General features: G+C 47.7%; 19 protein-coding genes and 1 riboswitch. Of the genes, 8 read left to right on the top strand and 11 right to left on the bottom strand.

The features are described 5' to 3' along the window. Nucleotides 1-82: 82 nt before the first annotated feature. The 7 genes from EEX84_RS07580 to EEX84_RS07610 all read right to left on the bottom strand — a co-directional run bounded on the left by EEX84_RS07580 (nucleotide 83) and on the right by EEX84_RS07610 (nucleotide 4,418). Complete coding sequence (locus tag EEX84_RS07580; RefSeq protein ID WP_123165015.1) at nucleotides 83-280, bottom strand: hypothetical protein; 198 nt, start codon at nucleotides 278-280, stop codon at nucleotides 83-85. A 48-nt stretch (nucleotides 281-328) separates the two neighbouring features. Next, entirely contained in the window at nucleotides 329-589 is a 261-nt protein-coding gene (locus EEX84_RS07585) for a hypothetical protein (RefSeq protein WP_123165016.1), read from the bottom strand. Nucleotides 590-730: 141 nt separating this feature from the next. Further along, nucleotides 731-1,900, bottom strand: a complete 1,170-nt coding sequence (locus EEX84_RS07590; protein ID WP_123165017.1) for a DUF2812 domain-containing protein — start codon at nucleotides 1,898-1,900, stop codon at nucleotides 731-733. Continuing rightward, nucleotides 1,897-2,226 carry a PadR family transcriptional regulator gene (locus EEX84_RS07595; protein ID WP_192892931.1) on the bottom strand — a complete coding sequence of 110 codons (330 nt, stop codon included), beginning with the start codon at nucleotides 2,224-2,226 and terminating at the stop codon, nucleotides 1,897-1,899. Before EEX84_RS07595 ends, EEX84_RS07590 begins: the two co-directional genes overlap by 4 nt. Nucleotides 2,227-2,381: 155 nt before the next feature. Continuing rightward, the gene (locus EEX84_RS07600) at nucleotides 2,382-2,738 is read right to left on the bottom strand and encodes a GNAT family N-acetyltransferase (RefSeq protein ID WP_123165018.1); all 357 of its coding nucleotides are present in this window, start codon (nucleotides 2,736-2,738) and stop codon (nucleotides 2,382-2,384) included. Further along, nucleotides 2,722-3,189, bottom strand: a complete 468-nt coding sequence (locus EEX84_RS07605) for a hypothetical protein (protein WP_123165019.1) — start codon at nucleotides 3,187-3,189, stop codon at nucleotides 2,722-2,724. Before EEX84_RS07605 ends, EEX84_RS07600 begins: the two co-directional genes overlap by 17 nt. A 425-nt stretch (nucleotides 3,190-3,614) precedes the next feature. Then, nucleotides 3,615-4,418 (bottom strand): IclR family transcriptional regulator, encoded by an 804-nt coding sequence (locus EEX84_RS07610; RefSeq protein WP_123165020.1) that lies wholly within the window; start codon nucleotides 4,416-4,418, stop codon nucleotides 3,615-3,617. A gap of 196 nt (nucleotides 4,419-4,614) precedes the next feature. On the opposite strand from EEX84_RS07610, the gene EEX84_RS07615 reads away from it, so the two are divergent. The 8 genes from EEX84_RS07615 (at nucleotide 4,615) to EEX84_RS07650 (ending at nucleotide 12,780) form a co-directional block, all read left to right on the top strand. Continuing rightward, complete coding sequence (locus tag EEX84_RS07615) at nucleotides 4,615-5,382, top strand: dioxygenase family protein (protein ID WP_123165021.1); 768 nt, start codon at nucleotides 4,615-4,617, stop codon at nucleotides 5,380-5,382. Between the two features lie 87 nt (nucleotides 5,383-5,469). Then, nucleotides 5,470-6,303, top strand: coding sequence for an alpha/beta fold hydrolase (locus EEX84_RS07620; RefSeq protein WP_123165022.1), 834 nt, complete (start codon nucleotides 5,470-5,472; stop codon nucleotides 6,301-6,303). A 366-nt stretch (nucleotides 6,304-6,669) separates the two neighbouring features. Then, a complete protein-coding gene (locus EEX84_RS07625) occupies nucleotides 6,670-8,337 on the top strand; it encodes an SLC13 family permease (protein ID WP_123165023.1) in 1,668 nt (555 codons plus the stop codon). Between the two features lie 22 nt (nucleotides 8,338-8,359). Further along, nucleotides 8,360-9,079 (top strand): carboxymuconolactone decarboxylase family protein, encoded by a 720-nt coding sequence (locus tag EEX84_RS07630; RefSeq protein ID WP_123165024.1) that lies wholly within the window; start codon nucleotides 8,360-8,362, stop codon nucleotides 9,077-9,079. A 21-nt stretch (nucleotides 9,080-9,100) separates the two neighbouring features. Beyond that, nucleotides 9,101-9,787, top strand: a complete 687-nt coding sequence (locus EEX84_RS07635; protein ID WP_123165025.1) for a CoA transferase subunit A — start codon at nucleotides 9,101-9,103, stop codon at nucleotides 9,785-9,787. Further along, on the top strand, nucleotides 9,784-10,425 hold the full coding sequence (locus tag EEX84_RS07640) for a 3-oxoacid CoA-transferase subunit B (protein WP_123165026.1): 642 nt from the start codon (nucleotides 9,784-9,786) through the stop codon (nucleotides 10,423-10,425). Before EEX84_RS07635 ends, EEX84_RS07640 begins: the two co-directional genes overlap by 4 nt. Nucleotides 10,426-10,449: 24 nt before the next feature. Further along, entirely contained in the window at nucleotides 10,450-11,565 is a 1,116-nt protein-coding gene (locus EEX84_RS07645; protein ID WP_123165027.1) for a muconate cycloisomerase family protein, read from the top strand. A gap of 21 nt (nucleotides 11,566-11,586) precedes the next feature. Further along, nucleotides 11,587-12,780 (top strand): thiolase family protein, encoded by a 1,194-nt coding sequence (locus EEX84_RS07650; RefSeq protein WP_123165028.1) that lies wholly within the window; start codon nucleotides 11,587-11,589, stop codon nucleotides 12,778-12,780. 295 nt (nucleotides 12,781-13,075) lie between these two features. Here the strand turns inward: EEX84_RS07650 and EEX84_RS07655 are convergent, their stop codons facing one another. From EEX84_RS07655 to EEX84_RS07670, 4 genes are read right to left on the bottom strand one after another with little or no spacing between them, the layout of a single operon-like run. Further along, nucleotides 13,076-13,558, bottom strand: a complete 483-nt coding sequence (locus EEX84_RS07655; protein WP_123165029.1) for a flavodoxin domain-containing protein — start codon at nucleotides 13,556-13,558, stop codon at nucleotides 13,076-13,078. Beyond that, nucleotides 13,539-14,588: a ribonucleotide-diphosphate reductase subunit beta gene (locus EEX84_RS07660; RefSeq protein WP_123165030.1), complete on the bottom strand. Its 1,050-nt coding sequence runs from the start codon at nucleotides 14,586-14,588 to the stop codon at nucleotides 13,539-13,541. Before EEX84_RS07660 ends, EEX84_RS07655 begins: the two co-directional genes overlap by 20 nt. 13 nt (nucleotides 14,589-14,601) lie before the next feature. After that, the gene (locus tag EEX84_RS07665) at nucleotides 14,602-16,884 is read right to left on the bottom strand and encodes a ribonucleoside-diphosphate reductase subunit alpha (protein WP_123165031.1); all 2,283 of its coding nucleotides are present in this window, start codon (nucleotides 16,882-16,884) and stop codon (nucleotides 14,602-14,604) included. Nucleotide 16,885: 1 nt separating this feature from the next. Then, nucleotides 16,886-17,371 carry an acyl-CoA thioesterase gene (locus EEX84_RS07670; protein WP_123165032.1) on the bottom strand — a complete coding sequence of 162 codons (486 nt, stop codon included), beginning with the start codon at nucleotides 17,369-17,371 and terminating at the stop codon, nucleotides 16,886-16,888. 160 nt (nucleotides 17,372-17,531) lie between these two features. After that, nucleotides 17,532-17,709: riboswitch (cobalamin riboswitch) on the bottom strand. Nucleotides 17,710-17,726: the final 17 nt, after the last annotated feature.

Raw genomic sequence — 17,726 nt, forward strand, 5'->3', positions numbered from 1 at the left:
GCTGAAATCTTTCTTTTCAGTATTTCCCGGGAAATAGTCGTTCCTGGCCATCAAAAAAAGAGCCGCCAAGGCAGCTCTTTCCTTAGTTGTCATTTTCTTCTTCATCCATGTCCATATCCAAATCTGAATCACCGTTTTCTTCACCCGGCACCACATCCCGTTCCAGTTCCGCGTCTTCCTCCTGCTCCATTTGAGGTTCGTTGTCATCGCCGCATCCAGCGAGCATTGCCAGTGAGAGGAAACCCGCCGCTCCGGCTTTCATCCATTTGGACTGCAACATGTCTGTTCCTCCTTAGTTAAGTGCTCGGTGCACTTTTCATTCGGTGGATCAGTCGCTCGAATCATCTTCGGAATCCAGATCTTGTTCTTCCCCGTCCGTTTCAGCATCAATTTCAGCTTCGGTGTCACTTTCTTCGTCACTGGCAGGCTCATTATCTTCTGAATCCTGATTTCGTTCCACATTTTCCTCTTGTTCCGTGTCACCTGGCACTACTTCGTTTTCTTCCGGTTCTTCGTTGCCGCAAGCTGACAGCATGCTGACAGATAAAATAGCCGCAGCTCCGATCTTAAACCACTTTGCTTGAGTCAATGGAAAACCTCCTTATTTGCGCAATTTCTTGCATTCACAATCTTACTTTACCTATACCCGATGTAATTTTGTGAAAACCATTTCCACTCGTTTAACAAAATGCAAGGTTGCTTTTAAGAAATTTCTTTCCCTATTTATTTATCAGGCGCTGAAAGATTTGCGAAGTCTTCCATAATAGCTCCACATCCGGAAAATGAAAGAGCTGAATAGAACAAATGCCACTACAAATAAAATCCTATGCCATGAAAATGTCGTCCCTTCAGCCGTGAGCATCGGAATGATATTGCTTACATAAACCAAAATCAGGGGGAGAAAAAGAATAGTATACGTAATGGAAATACGTCTGGCGTGTTTTAAGTGAGTCGTCGGGTCGCTGTATAACTGCGGACGCTCTTCTCCTTCTTTGTACTCCTGTCTCCATATTACCCACTTCTCAAGGCCTGAAATGGATTGGAAGGCAGTTTCCCAGCCTGCTTCCCGGTGCAGGTCGTAATAGCTTTTATGAACAACATTTTGATAATCAGCGCGGTATGCCATTGTCCGTGGGCGTCCTTTGGTGAAATAGAAAATGGTTCCGATTTTGCTGACACGGTAAAGATTGAAGCCTTGCCTTTCCATTTTTTCGAGCCAGTGTTCAAACTTATCCGGAGCGTACATCCACCCCATCTTCACTTTTACCACCATCCGGCCCGAACGCTTCCACTTTTTTTCTTCCTGTTTGCCTAATGCCTTGTTCGGTACGACCTCTCCTTCAAGACTCCTATTACTGAAGGCTTTCCTCGTTCCGGTGATTTTTACGATGGAATAAACAGCCAGCACAACAGTCAAAACTGCAAGCACCAGCAGCGAGTAGGTCAATGCCCACCAGGGACTCGGTTCCACTTGAATTTCTTCTCCATTCATCCACGATGAAACGAACATGGCCCCCGGAAGCAGCAGTACACCGGCCAAATAACACAGAAGGCCGATAAACCCATACATGACCCACTGGTTATGCCTAAAGATTCCTTCCTGGACAGGTTCAGCTTTTATTTCACTGGCAGGCTTGTTATTTTCCACTACGCTCCAATTTCCGCTTTTGGAAGCGATTCGCCAACCTTCCTCCATTAACACCCCTGGTAAATGACCTTTTTGTGCCTTATCAAAAGAAATTCGATACGTCATTGTCTCAGGAGCACTTTTCTGGAAATAAAAGCAACGCATCCATCTATTAAGTTTGGTAAAGCGGTAGCCTTTTGCTGCATTGTCTTCAAGCCATCGTTCCACCCTTTCTGTGTCGTAACTCCAAAATGGTCTGTACTTTTTGATCATAAAAAATCCTCCTCGTATGTCAACGCATTTTGGTGCAGTTCTTTCAATCGGTCAATTTCACTCAAGATCAGCTTTTTTCCGGTTTCAGTGATTTCGTAAACCGTTTTCCGTTCTTCATCCGCAAAGACAGTGATAATACCATCTTTCTGCATTTTCGTTAATGTTCCATAAACAGTCCCCGAACCAAGACGCAAGCGCGATCCTGAAATTTCTTCTACGTGCTTGACAATGCCATACCCATGGCGGGGCCGCCCCAGTGAGAGGAGAATGTAAAACGCAGTTTCCGTCATAGGAATGTATTTTTTCAGCACTTTGTCATTGTCCAAAGAAATCTCCCTCTTTTAATATGTCATACTACGACTATATCACAACGCGACATATCAACCAAGTTTTTCCGCCTATTTGCACAAGCAAAAAAGACGCTCCGCCTTCTCGGGAACGTCTTTTGCTGAATCGGTTATTTTCTTAATCAGGAGTGCTTTCAAGCCCCCATTTTTTCCCGGCATCTTGCCATGAAGGATTTGGTTTCTTTTGTCGCTCTCATTTTCCGGTGCTGCATAAATCGCTGCAGTTCTTCTGTCATGGCATGGCCGATTCCTTCTCCCCTATGCGATGGAAGAACAGAGATATGATGGACAGTGAAATGATTTTCGTCCACTTTTGCCCCGATGAGCCCTGTGTAATCTTCCTTGTCTTTCCATAGAAACAATTGCCAGTCCTGATTTTCTTCATATAAATGCAGCGTTTGCTGGAGTGTTTTCAGGTTTCGCTCAGTGGGCATAAAAGATAATAAGCCCATGGCGATTTTTCCGTGCGACTTTTTATATCTGACCAACATTCCGAGCCCCTCTTTTCTTTTTGTTTTCCGTTTGATTCAGAAACTTTTCCGTGACTTCTGACTGTTCGACTATTTTCAATGCCGCCGACAAGCGTCGCGCGAAGTTCTCCGGCGCTTCTATCGTTTTGACGGTAAAACAGACCACATGCTGGTCTGAGCTGATCCGCAATTTATGATGTGGCGGTAACGGAAGCTCGTAATTTTTCAGCGTATAGCTGAAAAATGGAAATTCTTCCGGGAGCAGATAAATTTCCGCTTTATTTAACGCAGTTCCATCCGCTTTATAATTTTTGAACGTAATATCAAAAGCCAGAGAATACGTGTAACGTGTACCCGATGCATTGATCGTAATCGCCCTTTTTTTCTGAACGATGCATTTGCCTGCTTTTAATACGGGTTTTGCCATGAGGACGCCGCCAACTCTTTCTGCTACCCTTTCAACTTTTTCCACTTTTCCGCCTCCTAGCGTTACCGTCCATTCAAGCCTGTGTATTGAAAAGCCAGCATTGCAACGGCTGGAACTGCTTGCTTAACCGATATTCTATTTATAGTCAACAGGACAACTCCTTTATACAAAAACGCCGAAAAGAATAAACTCATTCTTTCCGGCGTTGTATACAGCGCAATTGTCTGTCACATTCAACCATTTTATCTTATTGCCATGGAGAGCGAACACTTATTCACCAACCGATTTCAGCTTGGAAAACGCCGTTGTTTTTTGATTAGCTATAGATTACTCGCTCAGCATTTGGATGTAAACCACTTCAGGTGAAATATAATCGATAATTCTAAAAACAGTTACATCTGCTCATCCTGCTCTTTTTAAAGGAACCCTTATCACACTGCCATGTGGAAAGAATTAGATATCTTCACTTATTAGTAAGTGGGACGGTTTCCTGACTCAAGAGCTTCACCCACCTGCTCGGCTGTTGTTCTGAGAAGCGGCAGGAACTCTTCACGAAGCTTCTTTTTGGAGATGCGTCCGGCATGTGCGGAACAATTGATGGCGGCGATCACTTTTCCTGTCCTGTCGCGAATCGGAACAGCGATGGAACGCAACCCTTCCTCAAATTGCTGGTCTACTCCTCCCCAGTCTCTGTCACGGACTTCCTGCAACTTTTCCCTCATTTCCTCTTTGTTGGTAATGGTTTTATCCGTAAAGCGCTGAAAATCCATAGTGTCCAGATAAGTTTCGAGTTCCGGTTCAGGCAAATTGGCCAAGAGGACATGTCCCATCGATGTAGCATAAGCAGGAAGCTTAGATCCCACGTCCAGATTGATCGACATGATCCTTTTTGTAAAAACGCGCGCGACATACAGAATATCCTTGCCGTCTAAAATGGAAATGGAGCAGGATTCTTCCGTCTGCCTTACAAATTCTGTCATGATGGGTTGAGCAATGCTCCATTTGTTATTGGATGACAAATAAGAATAGCCTAACGACAATACCTTCGCCGTCAAACTGTACACTCCATTTTGCGATTCGGCAAAACCAAGATGTTCAAGCGTCAGCAGGATTCTTCTGGCTGCCGGTCTGCTGAGACCACTCAAATTGGCGGCTTCCGTGACAGTCAGCGATTTGTGACGCTGTGAAAAAGCTTGAATCACTTGCAAACCTCTTTCAAGTGATTGGATATAGTCCCCCGACTCTTTAAAATTATCTAAATTTTTCGTTGACAACTTTATTCCTCCTCATATAAGATGGCAATGTACGAATAGCGATGTATTGTACGTATATCGTACAATAATTTCTTCGCTTTTTCAAGTGCTTTAGCCACTTCCATTATTTTTTTCAGCCGTTTGAATGCGTTTACATTCAGTTTTCCCTATACGCTTCTTACGCAAAAATCGCCTATATTTTGAGGAGGAATCGAACATGACAGAAACAACTGTAAAAAATGAACGCGTGCTTCAGGCATATGAAGGATTTAAAAAACATTTAAAAAACTTCCTGGATGAACAGCAATTTAACCACGAGGAATACACGAATTTTGTAGAATGGGCAGACCGCCTCGGCCGCAGCGGCGAAATCCCGTTGTTCCTCGATGTTTTTGTTGAAACTTACGTCCTGGAAGCCAAATACAAAAACTCACCTGGAACTGAACCTTCTCTTCTTGGGCCATATTACGAAGAAGGCTCACCATTGATCGAAGAGTCTCCGGTTGTGATTCCGCAAAGACCTGATGAACCTGGTGACAAGCTGGTGTTCCATGGCAATGTAAGCTCTGTCAACGGACCGCTTGCCCATACGAAAGTAGAGTGGTGGCAGGACGATGCCGACGGTTTGTACTCGAATTATGATTCCACTGCGCCGGATTTCAATTTGCGCGGACAGTTCTATACCGATGAAAACGGCGATTTCGAAGTCCATGCCATCGTGCCGATTCCTTACCAGATCCCGACAAACGGACCGACCGGCGAATTTACTTTTGCAGCTGGCTATCATGCTTACCGCCCGGCTCACATTCATATCAAATTCGAACACGAAGGTCATGAAACCTTAATTACACAAGTCTTCTTCGAAGGTGACAAATGGCTGGAAACAGATGTGGCTGGCGGTGTGCGCTCTTCCTTGATGACGAAACTGGAAGACAAAGGCGATCACAAGGAAGCTTCATTGAACTTCGTAATGCGCACCGAGTAGTAAAAAATTTTCAGCTGCCGAGAAATTCCTGGCAGCTGATTTGTTTTTAAAGCGACAACTTACAAAATAAGACTGAGGTGGATTTAAATGGAGCTTTACAAAGTAAACGTTAATGGAAACGATATTCAAGTAGCAGACTACCCCGGCGAAAAAGGTCCCATTATTGCCATTCACGGATTGACTGGCACTTATAAGAACATGCATTATTACGCGGAAAAGTTCGGCGGTGAGTACCGGGTTATTGCGGTGGATCTCCGCGGTCGTGGCAACAGCGACAGCGCAGATGCGGAGACGTCCATTTTCAAACACACGGAAGATATCCTGGCTTTAATCAAAGAATTAAAGATCGAAAATCCGATTCTTCTCGGCTTTTCAATGGGCGCTTTCATCTCGGCACTTGTAGCGAGCCGGCTGGAGTCGGTACAGAGCGTAATTTTGCTGGACGGTGCCGCAAAATCTTCCGATCATCAGCGCGGAATTGTCAAACCTTCGCTAGGCAGAATCAGCCGTGAGTTTACTTCGAAAGAGCATTATGCGGAAGAAACCCGAAAAATCTATTCGAATCTGGGAATCGAATGGAATGATGTATTGCAGGAAATTGTCGAGTATGAAGTCGGCCCGGTTGATGGCCATTGGGAAAACAAATCGACAGAATCACGCATCCTGTCAGACTTTGAAAGTTTTTATTCGTTCGATCCAAAAGAAACCGGTTCAAAAATCGAATGCCCTGTCCTGCTCGTTTATGCGGAAGGCAGCATCGGTTCAATGGGGCCTTTGTTTTACTTGAAGGATTACGAAGAAACGCAGGCATCCATCAAAAATATTGAGACGGTAATAACAGACGCTAACCATTACCAAATGGTATTTGAAGAGCGCCAAGATATTCAGCAGGCGATTAAAAATTTTTTGGAAAGAATCTAAATAAGTTGAACTTAATAACCTCTACTTGTCGATATTCCGCAAAACAGCTCCGCTTTCCTGCGAACTTGCGCCGAACTAACTCAGGCTTGACGCCAGAGTGGATTTCGGCACTTCGCTATCCCGCGGGAGTCTCCGCTGTTTTGCTCCATATCTTCTGGTTTAACAGCAGAAAAACAGAAGCTTATCTATTATTTAATAGGTTTCTTAGCGCCGGCGCGTCCATGGGCTGGGCGGAACAATAAGACGGGTGCTCTTTCCGGCTTATTGTGGGAGCCTTGCCCTAAGCGACCGAAGCGGTGTATAAAAGGTAGTTTCTTTAGTTCAACTTATATAGTTACATCAAAGGGGTAAACGGGAGGAAAAATTATGAAATTATCATTTAAGAGCTTAAACCAAAGTATGTGGAAATCACACAAACAAACGAAAGACCTGGTGACCATGGCGGAACTTCGCAGCCACAGCAACAGCAGCTCAGGGGCAGCTGCAGTTGAATTGCCGCGTGGGAAATCAACAGCTGCCTACGGAAATGAAGACACGAAAAACAATAATTCATACAGCACATCACAAATTGTCGGCCTCATTTTAGGGCCATTGCTGTTTCTTCTGATGCTCTATGTCCTGCCGCTTCCCGGCCTCAGCTTTGAAGGGCGCGCGGTGCTGGCGACAACTGCATGGATGGCGGTCTGGTGGGTGACGGAAGCAATTCCGCTCGGCATCACTTCTTTGATGCCTTTGATTTTGTTGCCATTGATGGGGGCTGTTGACGGCAACACCGCAGCTTCGAGTTACGGCGCATCACTGATTTTCCTGTTTATCGGAGGATTTGCTCTCGCTTTGGCACTGGAGCGCTGGAACCTTCATGAACGCATCGCGATTACGATCATCAGTGCGGTAGGCGCCAGCACGTCGGGACTTGTTCTCGGATTTATGCTTGCCACCGGCTTCCTGTCAATGTGGGTGTCCAATATGGCGACCGTCATGCTGATGATTCCGATCGGTCTGGCGATCATCGCCAAAGTGGTGACATTGATGAAAGAAGACGATGTCTATACAAAAGAAGAAGAAACGAAATTCACAAAATCAATTATTTTTGCCATCGGCTTCGGTGGTACGATCGGCGGAAGCGCCACTTTGATCGGTACACCGACGAACCTCCTGCTGGCAGGCCTGGCGGGCGAATTGCTGGGCATTGATATCTCCTTCGGACACTTTTTCATATTCGCCTTTCCATTAATCGTCGTATTGATGCTGTTTGCGATTTTCTACATTACAAAAATCGCTTATCCTGTGAACGTTAAAAAAATCACAAACGGCAAACAATTTGTTGTGGACCGGAAAAAACAGCTTGGCAAGATGTCTTATGAAGAAAAGATCGTATTGGCTATTTTCTCCATCACCGCCTTCATGTGGGTGACGAGAACCTTTATCTGGTCGGATATCATCCCGGGATTGAGTGATACAATGATTGCCATGGTTGCAGCGGTTCTGCTGCATGCGATTCCTTCTAAAGGCAAACCGGGCGAACGAATTTTAACCGCTGATTCGCTGAAGCATATGCCTTGGGGCGTCCTGCTGCTGGTCGGCGGCGGCCTGGCACTTGCTTCCGGATTCAACGGCACGGATCTGGCGAGCTGGATCGGCAATCAATTGCTGCTGCTTGAAGGCACTTCTTATATCCTGGTTCTGGTTGTTACGGTACTTTTGGGTATTGCGATGACCCAGGTGACTTCGAATACAGCAACTGTAACCATTCTTATTCCGATTACAGCAGCGCTCGCGATGGCCATTAACGTCCACCCGCTTCCGCTGATGACCGCTGTTGCAATGGGTGCGGGTTTTGCGTTTATCCTGCCGATCGGCACGCCTTCAAATGCCATCATCTTTGCCACAGGCAAAATCACGATGATGGATATGCTGAGAAAAGGCGCATGGCTGACGGTTCTTGCTTTCGCTTTGATTGTGGTGTTCGTTTACTTTATACTGCCGGTTGTTTTCGGCATCAACCAATTTGAATACCCCGAAGCATTGAAATAAATCATCATTCAGGAGTGAAATTATGAGTAAAGCATTGGATTATTTTAAAGAAGTCTATGACGAAGTCCCAGGCTGGGTTCAAAAAATGCACGATTACAGCCCGGAAGTGCTCGATAAATACACAGGCATCCGTGGGGAAATCATGCAGGACGGCTCGCTGTCCCGCAAAGAAAAAGATGCGTTGATCGCCAGCATGAATGCCGCTCGCCTTTACAAGCGCAGCATGCTGTTCCACACGAAAGGCGCCATCGATTTCGGTTATTCCGTCACGGAACTGGTGGAATTTTTCCTTACCGCTTATTTCTACAAAGGCGACAAAGCGCTGATCCTGTCGCTTGAAGCCATTCAATATGCACTTGAATTGAAAGGGACATCCGTCAGCATGCCGGATCAGAAACCCAAGACAGCGGTGGAAGCCATGGAAACCATCATTGCCTGGCTGGACGGGGAAGATACGAAATACCTGAAGGACACTTTGGACGTTATCCAAAACGGAGACGCTGATTCCATACAGGCAAAAGTTCTCGGAGCTGGACAAGTTTCTTCGACGCTAAAGCATTTGAATATGGCCGGCAATTACATTGTTGAGCTGCAGGGCAAGGAAGCCGCACCATGGATGGAAAAAGCACGGACTGAAGGAGCATCGGAAGCCGATTTGGCGGATGTCGGCTATATCTGTATTTTGACTGCCGGCATTCCGGCCTGGTTCGAATTGAGCGATTCACTGCAGACAGCAGAGTAAGCACATATTGGAGGATAAAACATGTCTAAAATACTGAACAATTTAAACGAAGCCTTATCAGCTGTCAAAACAGGAGATACGGTACTGGTCGGCGGTTTCGGTTTGGTTGGAGCCCCTCTTACATTGATTGACGGACTGACTGAAAAAGACGTTAAAGATTTGACCATTGTCAGCAACAACCTGGGCGAATCCGGGAAAGGGCTGGGGATTTTATTGAACCAGAACAAAATCAAAAAAGGCATCGGCTCCTATTTTACGAGTAACCGTGATGTCGGGGACAAATACCAGAAAGGCGAAATCGAGCTTGAGCTGCTGCCACAGGGCACGCTTGCTGAATCGATGCGCGCTGGAGGTGCCGGGCTCGGCGGTTATTACACCACCACAGGCGTCGGCACAGATCTCGCCAAAGGCAAGGAAGAGCGGGAAATTGACGGCGTGAAATACATTTTTGAAAAAGCGATCCGCGCAGATGTTGCATTGATCCGCGCCTATAAAGCGGATACGCTGGGGAACCTCGTCTATTACAAAACAGCACGCAATTTTAATCCACTGATGGCCATGGCGGCAAAAACAGTCATCGTCGAAGTGGATGAAATCGTCGAAGCCGGTGAATTGGATCCGGAAGCCATCGTCACACCGTTCATCTATGTAGACGGCATCATCAAAGCGCAGCAAGTGCTGACGAAGAAAGGAGTCGTAAACGTATGACTGGCACAATGAATAAAACAGATATGCAGCATTTGATCGCTGAGCGGGTTGCCCAGGAATTGAAGGGGCCTTGTGCCGTCAACCTGGGAATCGGCATCCCGACGCTTGTTGCCGAGTATATGAAGGAAGACAATATTTATCTCCATACGGAAAACGGTCTGCTCGGCGTCACCGATGTGGAAGAGGAAGATATCGATCCGAACCTGGTGAATGCGGGGAAACTGCCGGTCGGCGAAGCAGTGGGTGCTTCTTTTTTCAACAGCTCCGACTCGTTCGCCATGATCCGCGGGGGTCACGTCGATGTTGCCATCCTTGGCGCTCTTCAAGTTGATGAAACAGGATTGATCGCCAACTGGGCGGTTCCCGGAAAGAACATTATGGGTGTCGGCGGTGCAATGGATTTATTGGTCGGTGCCAAAAAGGTATTTGTGACGATGAGCCATACCTCCAAAGACGGCAGTCCGAAACTGCTGAAGGAATGCACGTACCCGATTACTTCAACGCGTCAAGTGGATATGATTTTTACTGAACTTGCCGTTTTTGAAGTGGTGGACAGCCAGTTGAAACTGGTTGATCTGATGCCAGGCGCCACCATTGAAGAAGTCCGCGAGAAAACCGAGGCAGCTTTTACGGAGTAATGGAAAGAAAGTGGGAATGACAACATGAAAATTCGCTCGTTTGAAGTTTATATACTGGATTTACCGACGATCCGCCCCCACCAACTGGCTATGCATACCATTGTTGAACAGTCGATTGTCGTGGGTTGCGTGACCGATGAAGAAGGACGGGAAGGCTGGTCGGAAGTGGCAACCATTGGCGGCGCTTCTTACGGGGAATCCACACCCGAAGCGATCAAAGCTAATATTGACACCTATATCACACCGCTCATTCTTGGGCAGGATCCCATTCATTTTGATAAAATTATGAATGACGTATCCAAAATGGTCCGTGGCAATTATTTTGCGAAAACGGTTGTGGAGAATGCGATTATTGACTTGGCAGCCAAAAGCAAAGGAATCCCGGCATTCGAATTATTCGGTGGTCAAATCCACCAATCACTGCCGATTGCCTGGACATTGGCCAGCGGCAATACCGATAAAGACATCGAAGAAGCCCAGCAGCTGCTGGAACAGAAACGCCATAACATTTTCAAGCTGAAGATCGGCAAAGGCGATCCGTATAAAAATGTCGAGCATGTACGCCAGATCAAGCATGCGCTCGGCGATCAGGCCCGTGTGACGGTTGATATCAATCAGGCATGGGACGAAGATACCTCGAATTACTGCATCGCCGCCCTGCAGGATGCAGGGGTTTCCATGGTCGAGCAGCCGTTGCAGGCATGGGATTTCGAAGGAATGTCCCGGTTGACCGCCAAATTCAACGTACCGATTATGGCCGACGAAGCGGCGACCAGCATCCAGGACGTCTTCCGTATCGCCAAATATCGTGCCGGCAACAGCATCGCCTTGAAACCGTGCAAACACGGTGGCATGACGCAGACCAAAAAAGTGGCCGGTATTGCTGAAGCGGCGGGACTCGGCTTATATGGCGGCACCATGATTGAATCGAGCCTGGGAACAGCCGCCTGCGCCCAGTTGTACGCCACACTGCCGGAAATGAAATTCGGCACTGAGATTTTCGGACCGCTTTTGTTTAAAGACAATGTTACCGTCAATGAAATCCGTTTCGAGAATTTTGAAGTGATCGTTCCCGATGGCCCTGGATTCGGTATGGAAATCGATAAGGAAAAAGTGAAGCATTATACACGGAATCTGTAAGCAGAATAAGGAGATGGAGAAATGAAAAACGTAGTTATCGTTGACACGGTCCGCACAGCCATCGGCAAACTCGGTGGCAGCATCGGCAATGAAACAGTGGATTTACTCGGAGCGCACGTTATCGAAGAACTGATCCGCCGGACAGAGCTGGATAAGTCAGCGGTGGAAGAAGTGATTCTGGGACAGGCCAAACAAAGCGCAGACGTTTCGAACGTGGCACGGGTGGCCATGCTGCGCGCCGGCATTCCTGAAGAAGTACCCGGTTACACGTTGCACCGCCAATGCGGCTCAGGGGTTCAGGCACTGAATTCCGCCGCCCAGCAAATCAATGCCGGCTTGAGTGACATCATCATCGCAGGTGGAGCCGAGTCGATGAGCACCGCTCCTTATTACGTCAATAATGTCCGTTTCGGCACCAAATCCGGCGATGTTCTGCTGAAAGACCCGAATACGGCAAGCCAACCCGGCTCTCAGCCAACAGAGAAATACGGCGACTTGAATATGGGCATCACCGCTGAAAACGTGGCTGAGAAATACGGAATCTCCCGTGAGCAGCAGGATGAATTCGCTATGCTCAGCCAGGAAAAAGCGGCAAATGCCATTTCAAAAGGCTATTTCGAATCACAGATTGCCCCTTATCCGGTGAAGACACGGAAAGGTACCGTTGAATTCAAAACGGATGAACATCCACGCCAGACTTCATTGGAAAAACTGGCATCGCTGAAGCCGGTCTTTAAAGAAGGCGGCACCGTGACGGCCGGAAACGCCAGTGGGCGCAACGATGGCGCCGCAGCTCTGCTCGTCATGTCCGAAGACGAAGCATTGAAGCGAGGCTACCAGCCAAAAGTACGTGTGCTGGCGCAGGCATCAGTCGGCTGTTCGCCCGAACTTATGGGCATGGGCCCCGTTCACGCGACGTTCAAGGCGTTGAAGCAGACTGATCTGTCAATTGAAGACATTGATATCGTTGAAATGAATGAAGCCTTTGCTTCCCAGTCGGTGGCCTGCATCAACGAACTCGGTCTCGACATCGACAAAGTCAATCCGAACGGCGGCGCCATTGCGATGGGGCATCCCATCGGTGCAACCGGCGCAATCCTGTTGACTAAATTGGTCCATGAACTGGAGCGGACAGGCAAGAAATACGGTTTGGTCACATTGTGCATCGCCGGCGGCATGGGCATTGCGACAATTGTGGAGAATTTGCAAGTTTAACGAACAGCAGGACCCGCTGAAATTAATCAGCGGGTCCTTTTTGATGGTTTTATAGGGGCTTGTGGCTTTTCGTAAGCGAAAAGCTTGCATATCGGGCTTGAGGGCGTCGATTATTTCCAATTATTTGGATATACTAGCCGAAATCGATAAAATACTTTCCGTTCTGGTCCAAATACTTTCCATTTTGCCCGAAATACTTTCCAAACAAGCCAAAATACTTTCCAAGCGCTATTTTCAGAAAAAAAGCGCAATGGGGACTTTATTTAAGTCCCATTGCACTCGTTCATTTCAAATTTCATTCAACTCGCGCGCCTGTTTTCTGAAGTGCCAGGCGCTTCAGAACCACTTCCATCAGCCTCTCGCATCTGGCATGGTCCTTTTCCTGTGGCGACAGTTCAACCTTTAAGGTCGCCGCCAACTCTGTGTGGACGTACAGCATGTCCCGGAAGCGGTCGACGGCTCCGCAAAAGTCGGCAAAAAAACGGTCGCCGCTGCCGAACACAGCCGTCACCAGCTTTTTGCTTCCCGCGTGTTCAAACGCTTCGTATAAATGCTTCATTTCTTTTGGAATTTCCCCGCTTCCCCATGTGTACGTCCCGACCAGTACTGCATCGTAACGGCAGAGTTCGGCTTCCGGAAATTCTTCTACCTGATAGATGCCAACAGTGCTGAAACGCTTTGCCGCCACTTGGTGCAGCATAGTTGCCAGCTGTTCGGTATTTCCGGTAACGGAAGTATAGACAATAGCGATTTGCGGCTTATAATTCGTCAAATCCATTGGACTGTGACACCTTGGAATAAGTTCTCGATTTCTGTTCGAAAAAATCCGATTTGGTGTCGTTCATCATGTCATCACCGAAGACCTGAATCCACGGCATCGGGTTGCTGCGCTCTTCGTAAAGGTTCTCCAGCCCCAACTGGCGCAGCCGTTTATTGGCCAGGTATTCCACGTAGCCTTCAAATTCCTCCAAATCCAACCCCTCGATCCCAAGCAATATGTAATGAGCCCATTCTTTCTCAAGCTGCACAGCTTTATCGATGGATTGGTGGATATAGGCCATGTTTTCTTCTGTGTTCAGTTCCGGATTCTCGGCCAATAAAATCCGGACAAACTGGCTGATGAAATAAGCATGCTGCATTTCGTCACGTTGGATATAACTGATCATCGTGCTGGTCTTCAGCATTTTCTGCTGGCGCGCCAGATGATAAAAGAACGCAAAGCCTGCATAGAAGTAAATGCCTTCCAGGTTAATCGAATTGATGCTCAGCTGAAACAAGGTCTGCGGCGTCGGATTCTGCCGGAACTCTTCATAGGCTTCCAAAATCAATTCGTTCCGCTTCCGCACCACCGGATCGCTTTTCGCCTGGTTAAAGCGCTCGTTCTGTTCACTGGTGGAAACAAGCGAGCTCAATGTATATGAATATGATTCGTTGTGCACCGCTTCCTGCTGTGAAATGACAGCAAAAATCGCCTTGAAGCTGGAATCCGTCACATAATCCATGACCATGCTCATTGTCGGCGTCTGCAAACTGTCGAGTGATGCAAGTTGTGTGTTCAAGCGCAAAAACACATCTTTTTCAATCTCACTCAAATGGTCCCATTGCTTGATATCGTCCTGCATGTTGATTTCCTGGGCTTTCCAGAAGTTCGACAGCAAGGTTTGATACAAATCGTACATTTGCGGGTAGGCGATGTCATTCCAGTTCAATAACCCGGAGGATTGTCCGTTCAGGATGCCTGTGGATTTATTTGGCTGTCTGGGATTCAGCAGTTTTATTTTCGTCAATGGTGTATCAGCCGTTGTCATAAGAATTCCTCCTTCAGCTTTGGCACGCTTCACATTCTTCGATTTCTGCCTGCGAGGTGCTGCGCACGTAATAAGTCGTCTTCAAACCTTGCTGCCATGCTTCTAAATGCAGGTCCAACAGGTCTTTTGCTTTGATGGTGTGTGGAACATACAGGTTGAAACTCACTGCCTGATCGATATGGCGCTGGCGTGCGGCATTTTGACGGATGCTCCATTTCTGGTCCAGTGTATGCCGTGCACGGCGGTAGTACTCATAAGTCCTGTGGTTCAAGTCCGGCGCTGTCACTTTGAACTTGAAGTTTTTCTTTTCTTCCGCGTATTCCACTGCATACAGCGGGTCAATGCCGTCCGTCGACCCACCGATTTTGGCAGTGGACGAATTCGGCGCGACGGCCATCATCCAGCCGTTGCGAACCCCCGTTGCCGCCACTTTCTTCCGCAATTGCTCCCATCGTTCACTGCTGTAATTCCGACGCTTGAAATACTCACCCGTCTGCCATTCCGAATCACTGAATTCCCGGTAGGCCCCTTTTTCTTTGGCCAATTCCATCGAGGAATGAATGGTATGGTAGGCAATTTCTTCGTACAGTTTATCTGCAAAGTCCACTGCCTCTTTTGTTTCCCAGTGAATGCCTTCAAGTGCCAGCAGGTGTGCCCATCCAAAAGTTCCTAAACCTATCGCTCGGTATTTTTTATTTGTCGCTTCCGCCTGTCCCACGGAAATCGTGTTCAAATCGATGACGTTATCCAGCATGCGTACCTGAATCGGAATCAGCCGCTCCAACACATCCGCTTTCACGGCTCTCGGCAAGTTCACCGATGACAAATTGCAGACGACGAAATCGCCGGGCTTACGGACCATCACCAAGTTGCCTTCTTCATCGGTGTATTCTTTTGTAATGGTAGTAGCTGACATATTTTGAGTGATTTCCGTACACAAATTGCTGCAGTAAATCGATGTGCGTCCTTGCCCACGCAGATGTTTGTTCGGGTTCTGCCGGTTGACTTCATCGCGGTAGAACATATACGGCGTGCCGGTTTCCAATTGCGACACCATGATGCGCGCCATAATGTCCATCGCCCGGTACGTCTTTCTTGGCAATAAAGGATGCTGGACCGCTTCTTCATACTTTTCCGCAAAAAATTTCGTTTCCGTTTCATCGTAAAAATCCTCCAAGCCTAACGCTTCGCCAGTGTCGCTTTTCCAGCCCATCACCTGCTTGACCTGATGAGGACAGAAAGTGTGCCATTCACCGATGCTGCGGCCACTGCTGTCCGTTTCCTGCAGTTTCTGCATAAACAGGTCCGGAATCGCCACGCCGGTGAAGATGTCATGGGCTTTTCGGCGTTCGTCTCCGTTATTGGTCTTCAAGTCCAGAAAGCCGTTCATGATGTCTTTGTGGAACACATCCAGATACACCGCAACAGCCCCTTGCCGCTGGCCGAGCTGATCGACGCTGACAGCCGTATCGTTGACGAGCCGGATCCATGGCACGACACCGGACGAATTGCCTTTGAATTTCTTGATGTCGGATCCAAGAGCCCGGACTTTACCGTAATAAATACCGAGCCCTCCGCCGTCTTTGCTGAGCCGCGCAATGTCCCAATTGTTCAGATAAATGCCGTCGAGCGAGTCTTCCACCGTATCGATAAAGCAGGACGACAACTGACCGAAGCTTTTTCCGGCGTTCGACAAAGTCGGCGTCGCAACGGTCATATACAAATTGCTCATTGCCCAGTAAGCTTCCTTCACCAAATCCATGCGCTGTTTTTTCGGTTCATTCTGCATCAAAGTCATGGCGATGACGAGAAAACGCTCCTGCGGCAACTCGTGTAGATTTCCTTCGTGGTCTTTGGCTAAATAACGGTCGGCCAATAAAAACAAGCCGATGTAATTAAACAACAGATCCCGCTCCGGTTTGATGTGGACACCCAGTTCCTCGATTTCTTCTTTTGAATAGGCCGATATCAGTTCATCTGAATAGATGCCGGTGCGTGAGAGTTTTTCGACGAGTTCGTAAAAACTGCCGTACTGCCTCTCTGGATCATACCCACGGTTCTGTGCCGCTTTCCTGTATAATTCCGCAGTATGGATTTCAGCTGCCAGAAACGTCCACTCCGGTTCATCCATCGAAATGCGGTTCAATGCGTAAAGCATCGATTGCTCCGAGCTTTTTTCTTCGTCCAAAGCCCTGATTTTTTCCTTCAATGTCCGGGTATCCAACCCATGGATTTCTTCCGCCCGCTTGATCGCTTGTTCCACCGTACTCATTTCCGTTGACGTTTTTAGATTCATCTCATACCAGCTCCTTTGCGAATTCGTTGATTTTCATACGGCGGTCTTTTCTCGCCTGTGCGCTTTTGAACAGTTGCTTCTCCGCATCCGTTTCCGGGGATACTCCGGCAACAGGTGTCGGTTTGCCATTTCCATCCACAGCGACCAGGGTCAAAATGGCTGTAGTCGTCAAGGTTTTGGCACCCGTTTCGATGCTTTGGCATTCCGCTTTTACGTACACTTCCATCGACGTCCTGCCGGTCGAAATCACTACACCTTCCAAAATGAGGACATTTCCCACTTTGGCGGAAGACAGGAAGTTCACTGTGTCGATCGAAGCGGTAACGACTGCCCCTTTGCTGTGCTTCATCGCTGCAATTGCCGCAATTTCATCGATATAAGCGAGAACTGTCCCGCCAAAAATGGTTCCAAGGTGGTTGGTGTCCGGCGGCAACACCAAACGGGACTGAACCGTCCGTGAAACGCTCGCTGCTAATTGCTGGTTCATAAATTTCCTCACTCCTCAGATCATTTTTCGGCATTAAAAAAACCCATCCTCTCAGTGGGAGGATGGGTTTCATAAACGCAGAATAATCCAGGCACAAGCAGGACTGGTCCACTGCACGCCAAAGAACACCTTCGTTATACCTCCCAACTCCCGGAGAAGGTCATAAACTATAACAAAGGCAGGTCTCCTGGCTTGTGCGTCATCCTTGCTATGTCCTTCCCGTCTTTTTGACAGTGGATTCCCATAGTTCGTCAGCACTTACAGTTGCGGGGACAGCTCCGGTGTTTCACCGGATTCCCTTTGAAGCCTTTTCAGGCACCTTTGTTATCGGTTTCACTATATATAGTGTTTTATC

The sequence above is a fragment of the Planococcus salinus genome (assembly GCF_003719725.1).
GTDB classification, from domain to species: Bacteria; Bacillota; Bacilli; order Bacillales_A; family Planococcaceae; genus Planococcus; species Planococcus salinus.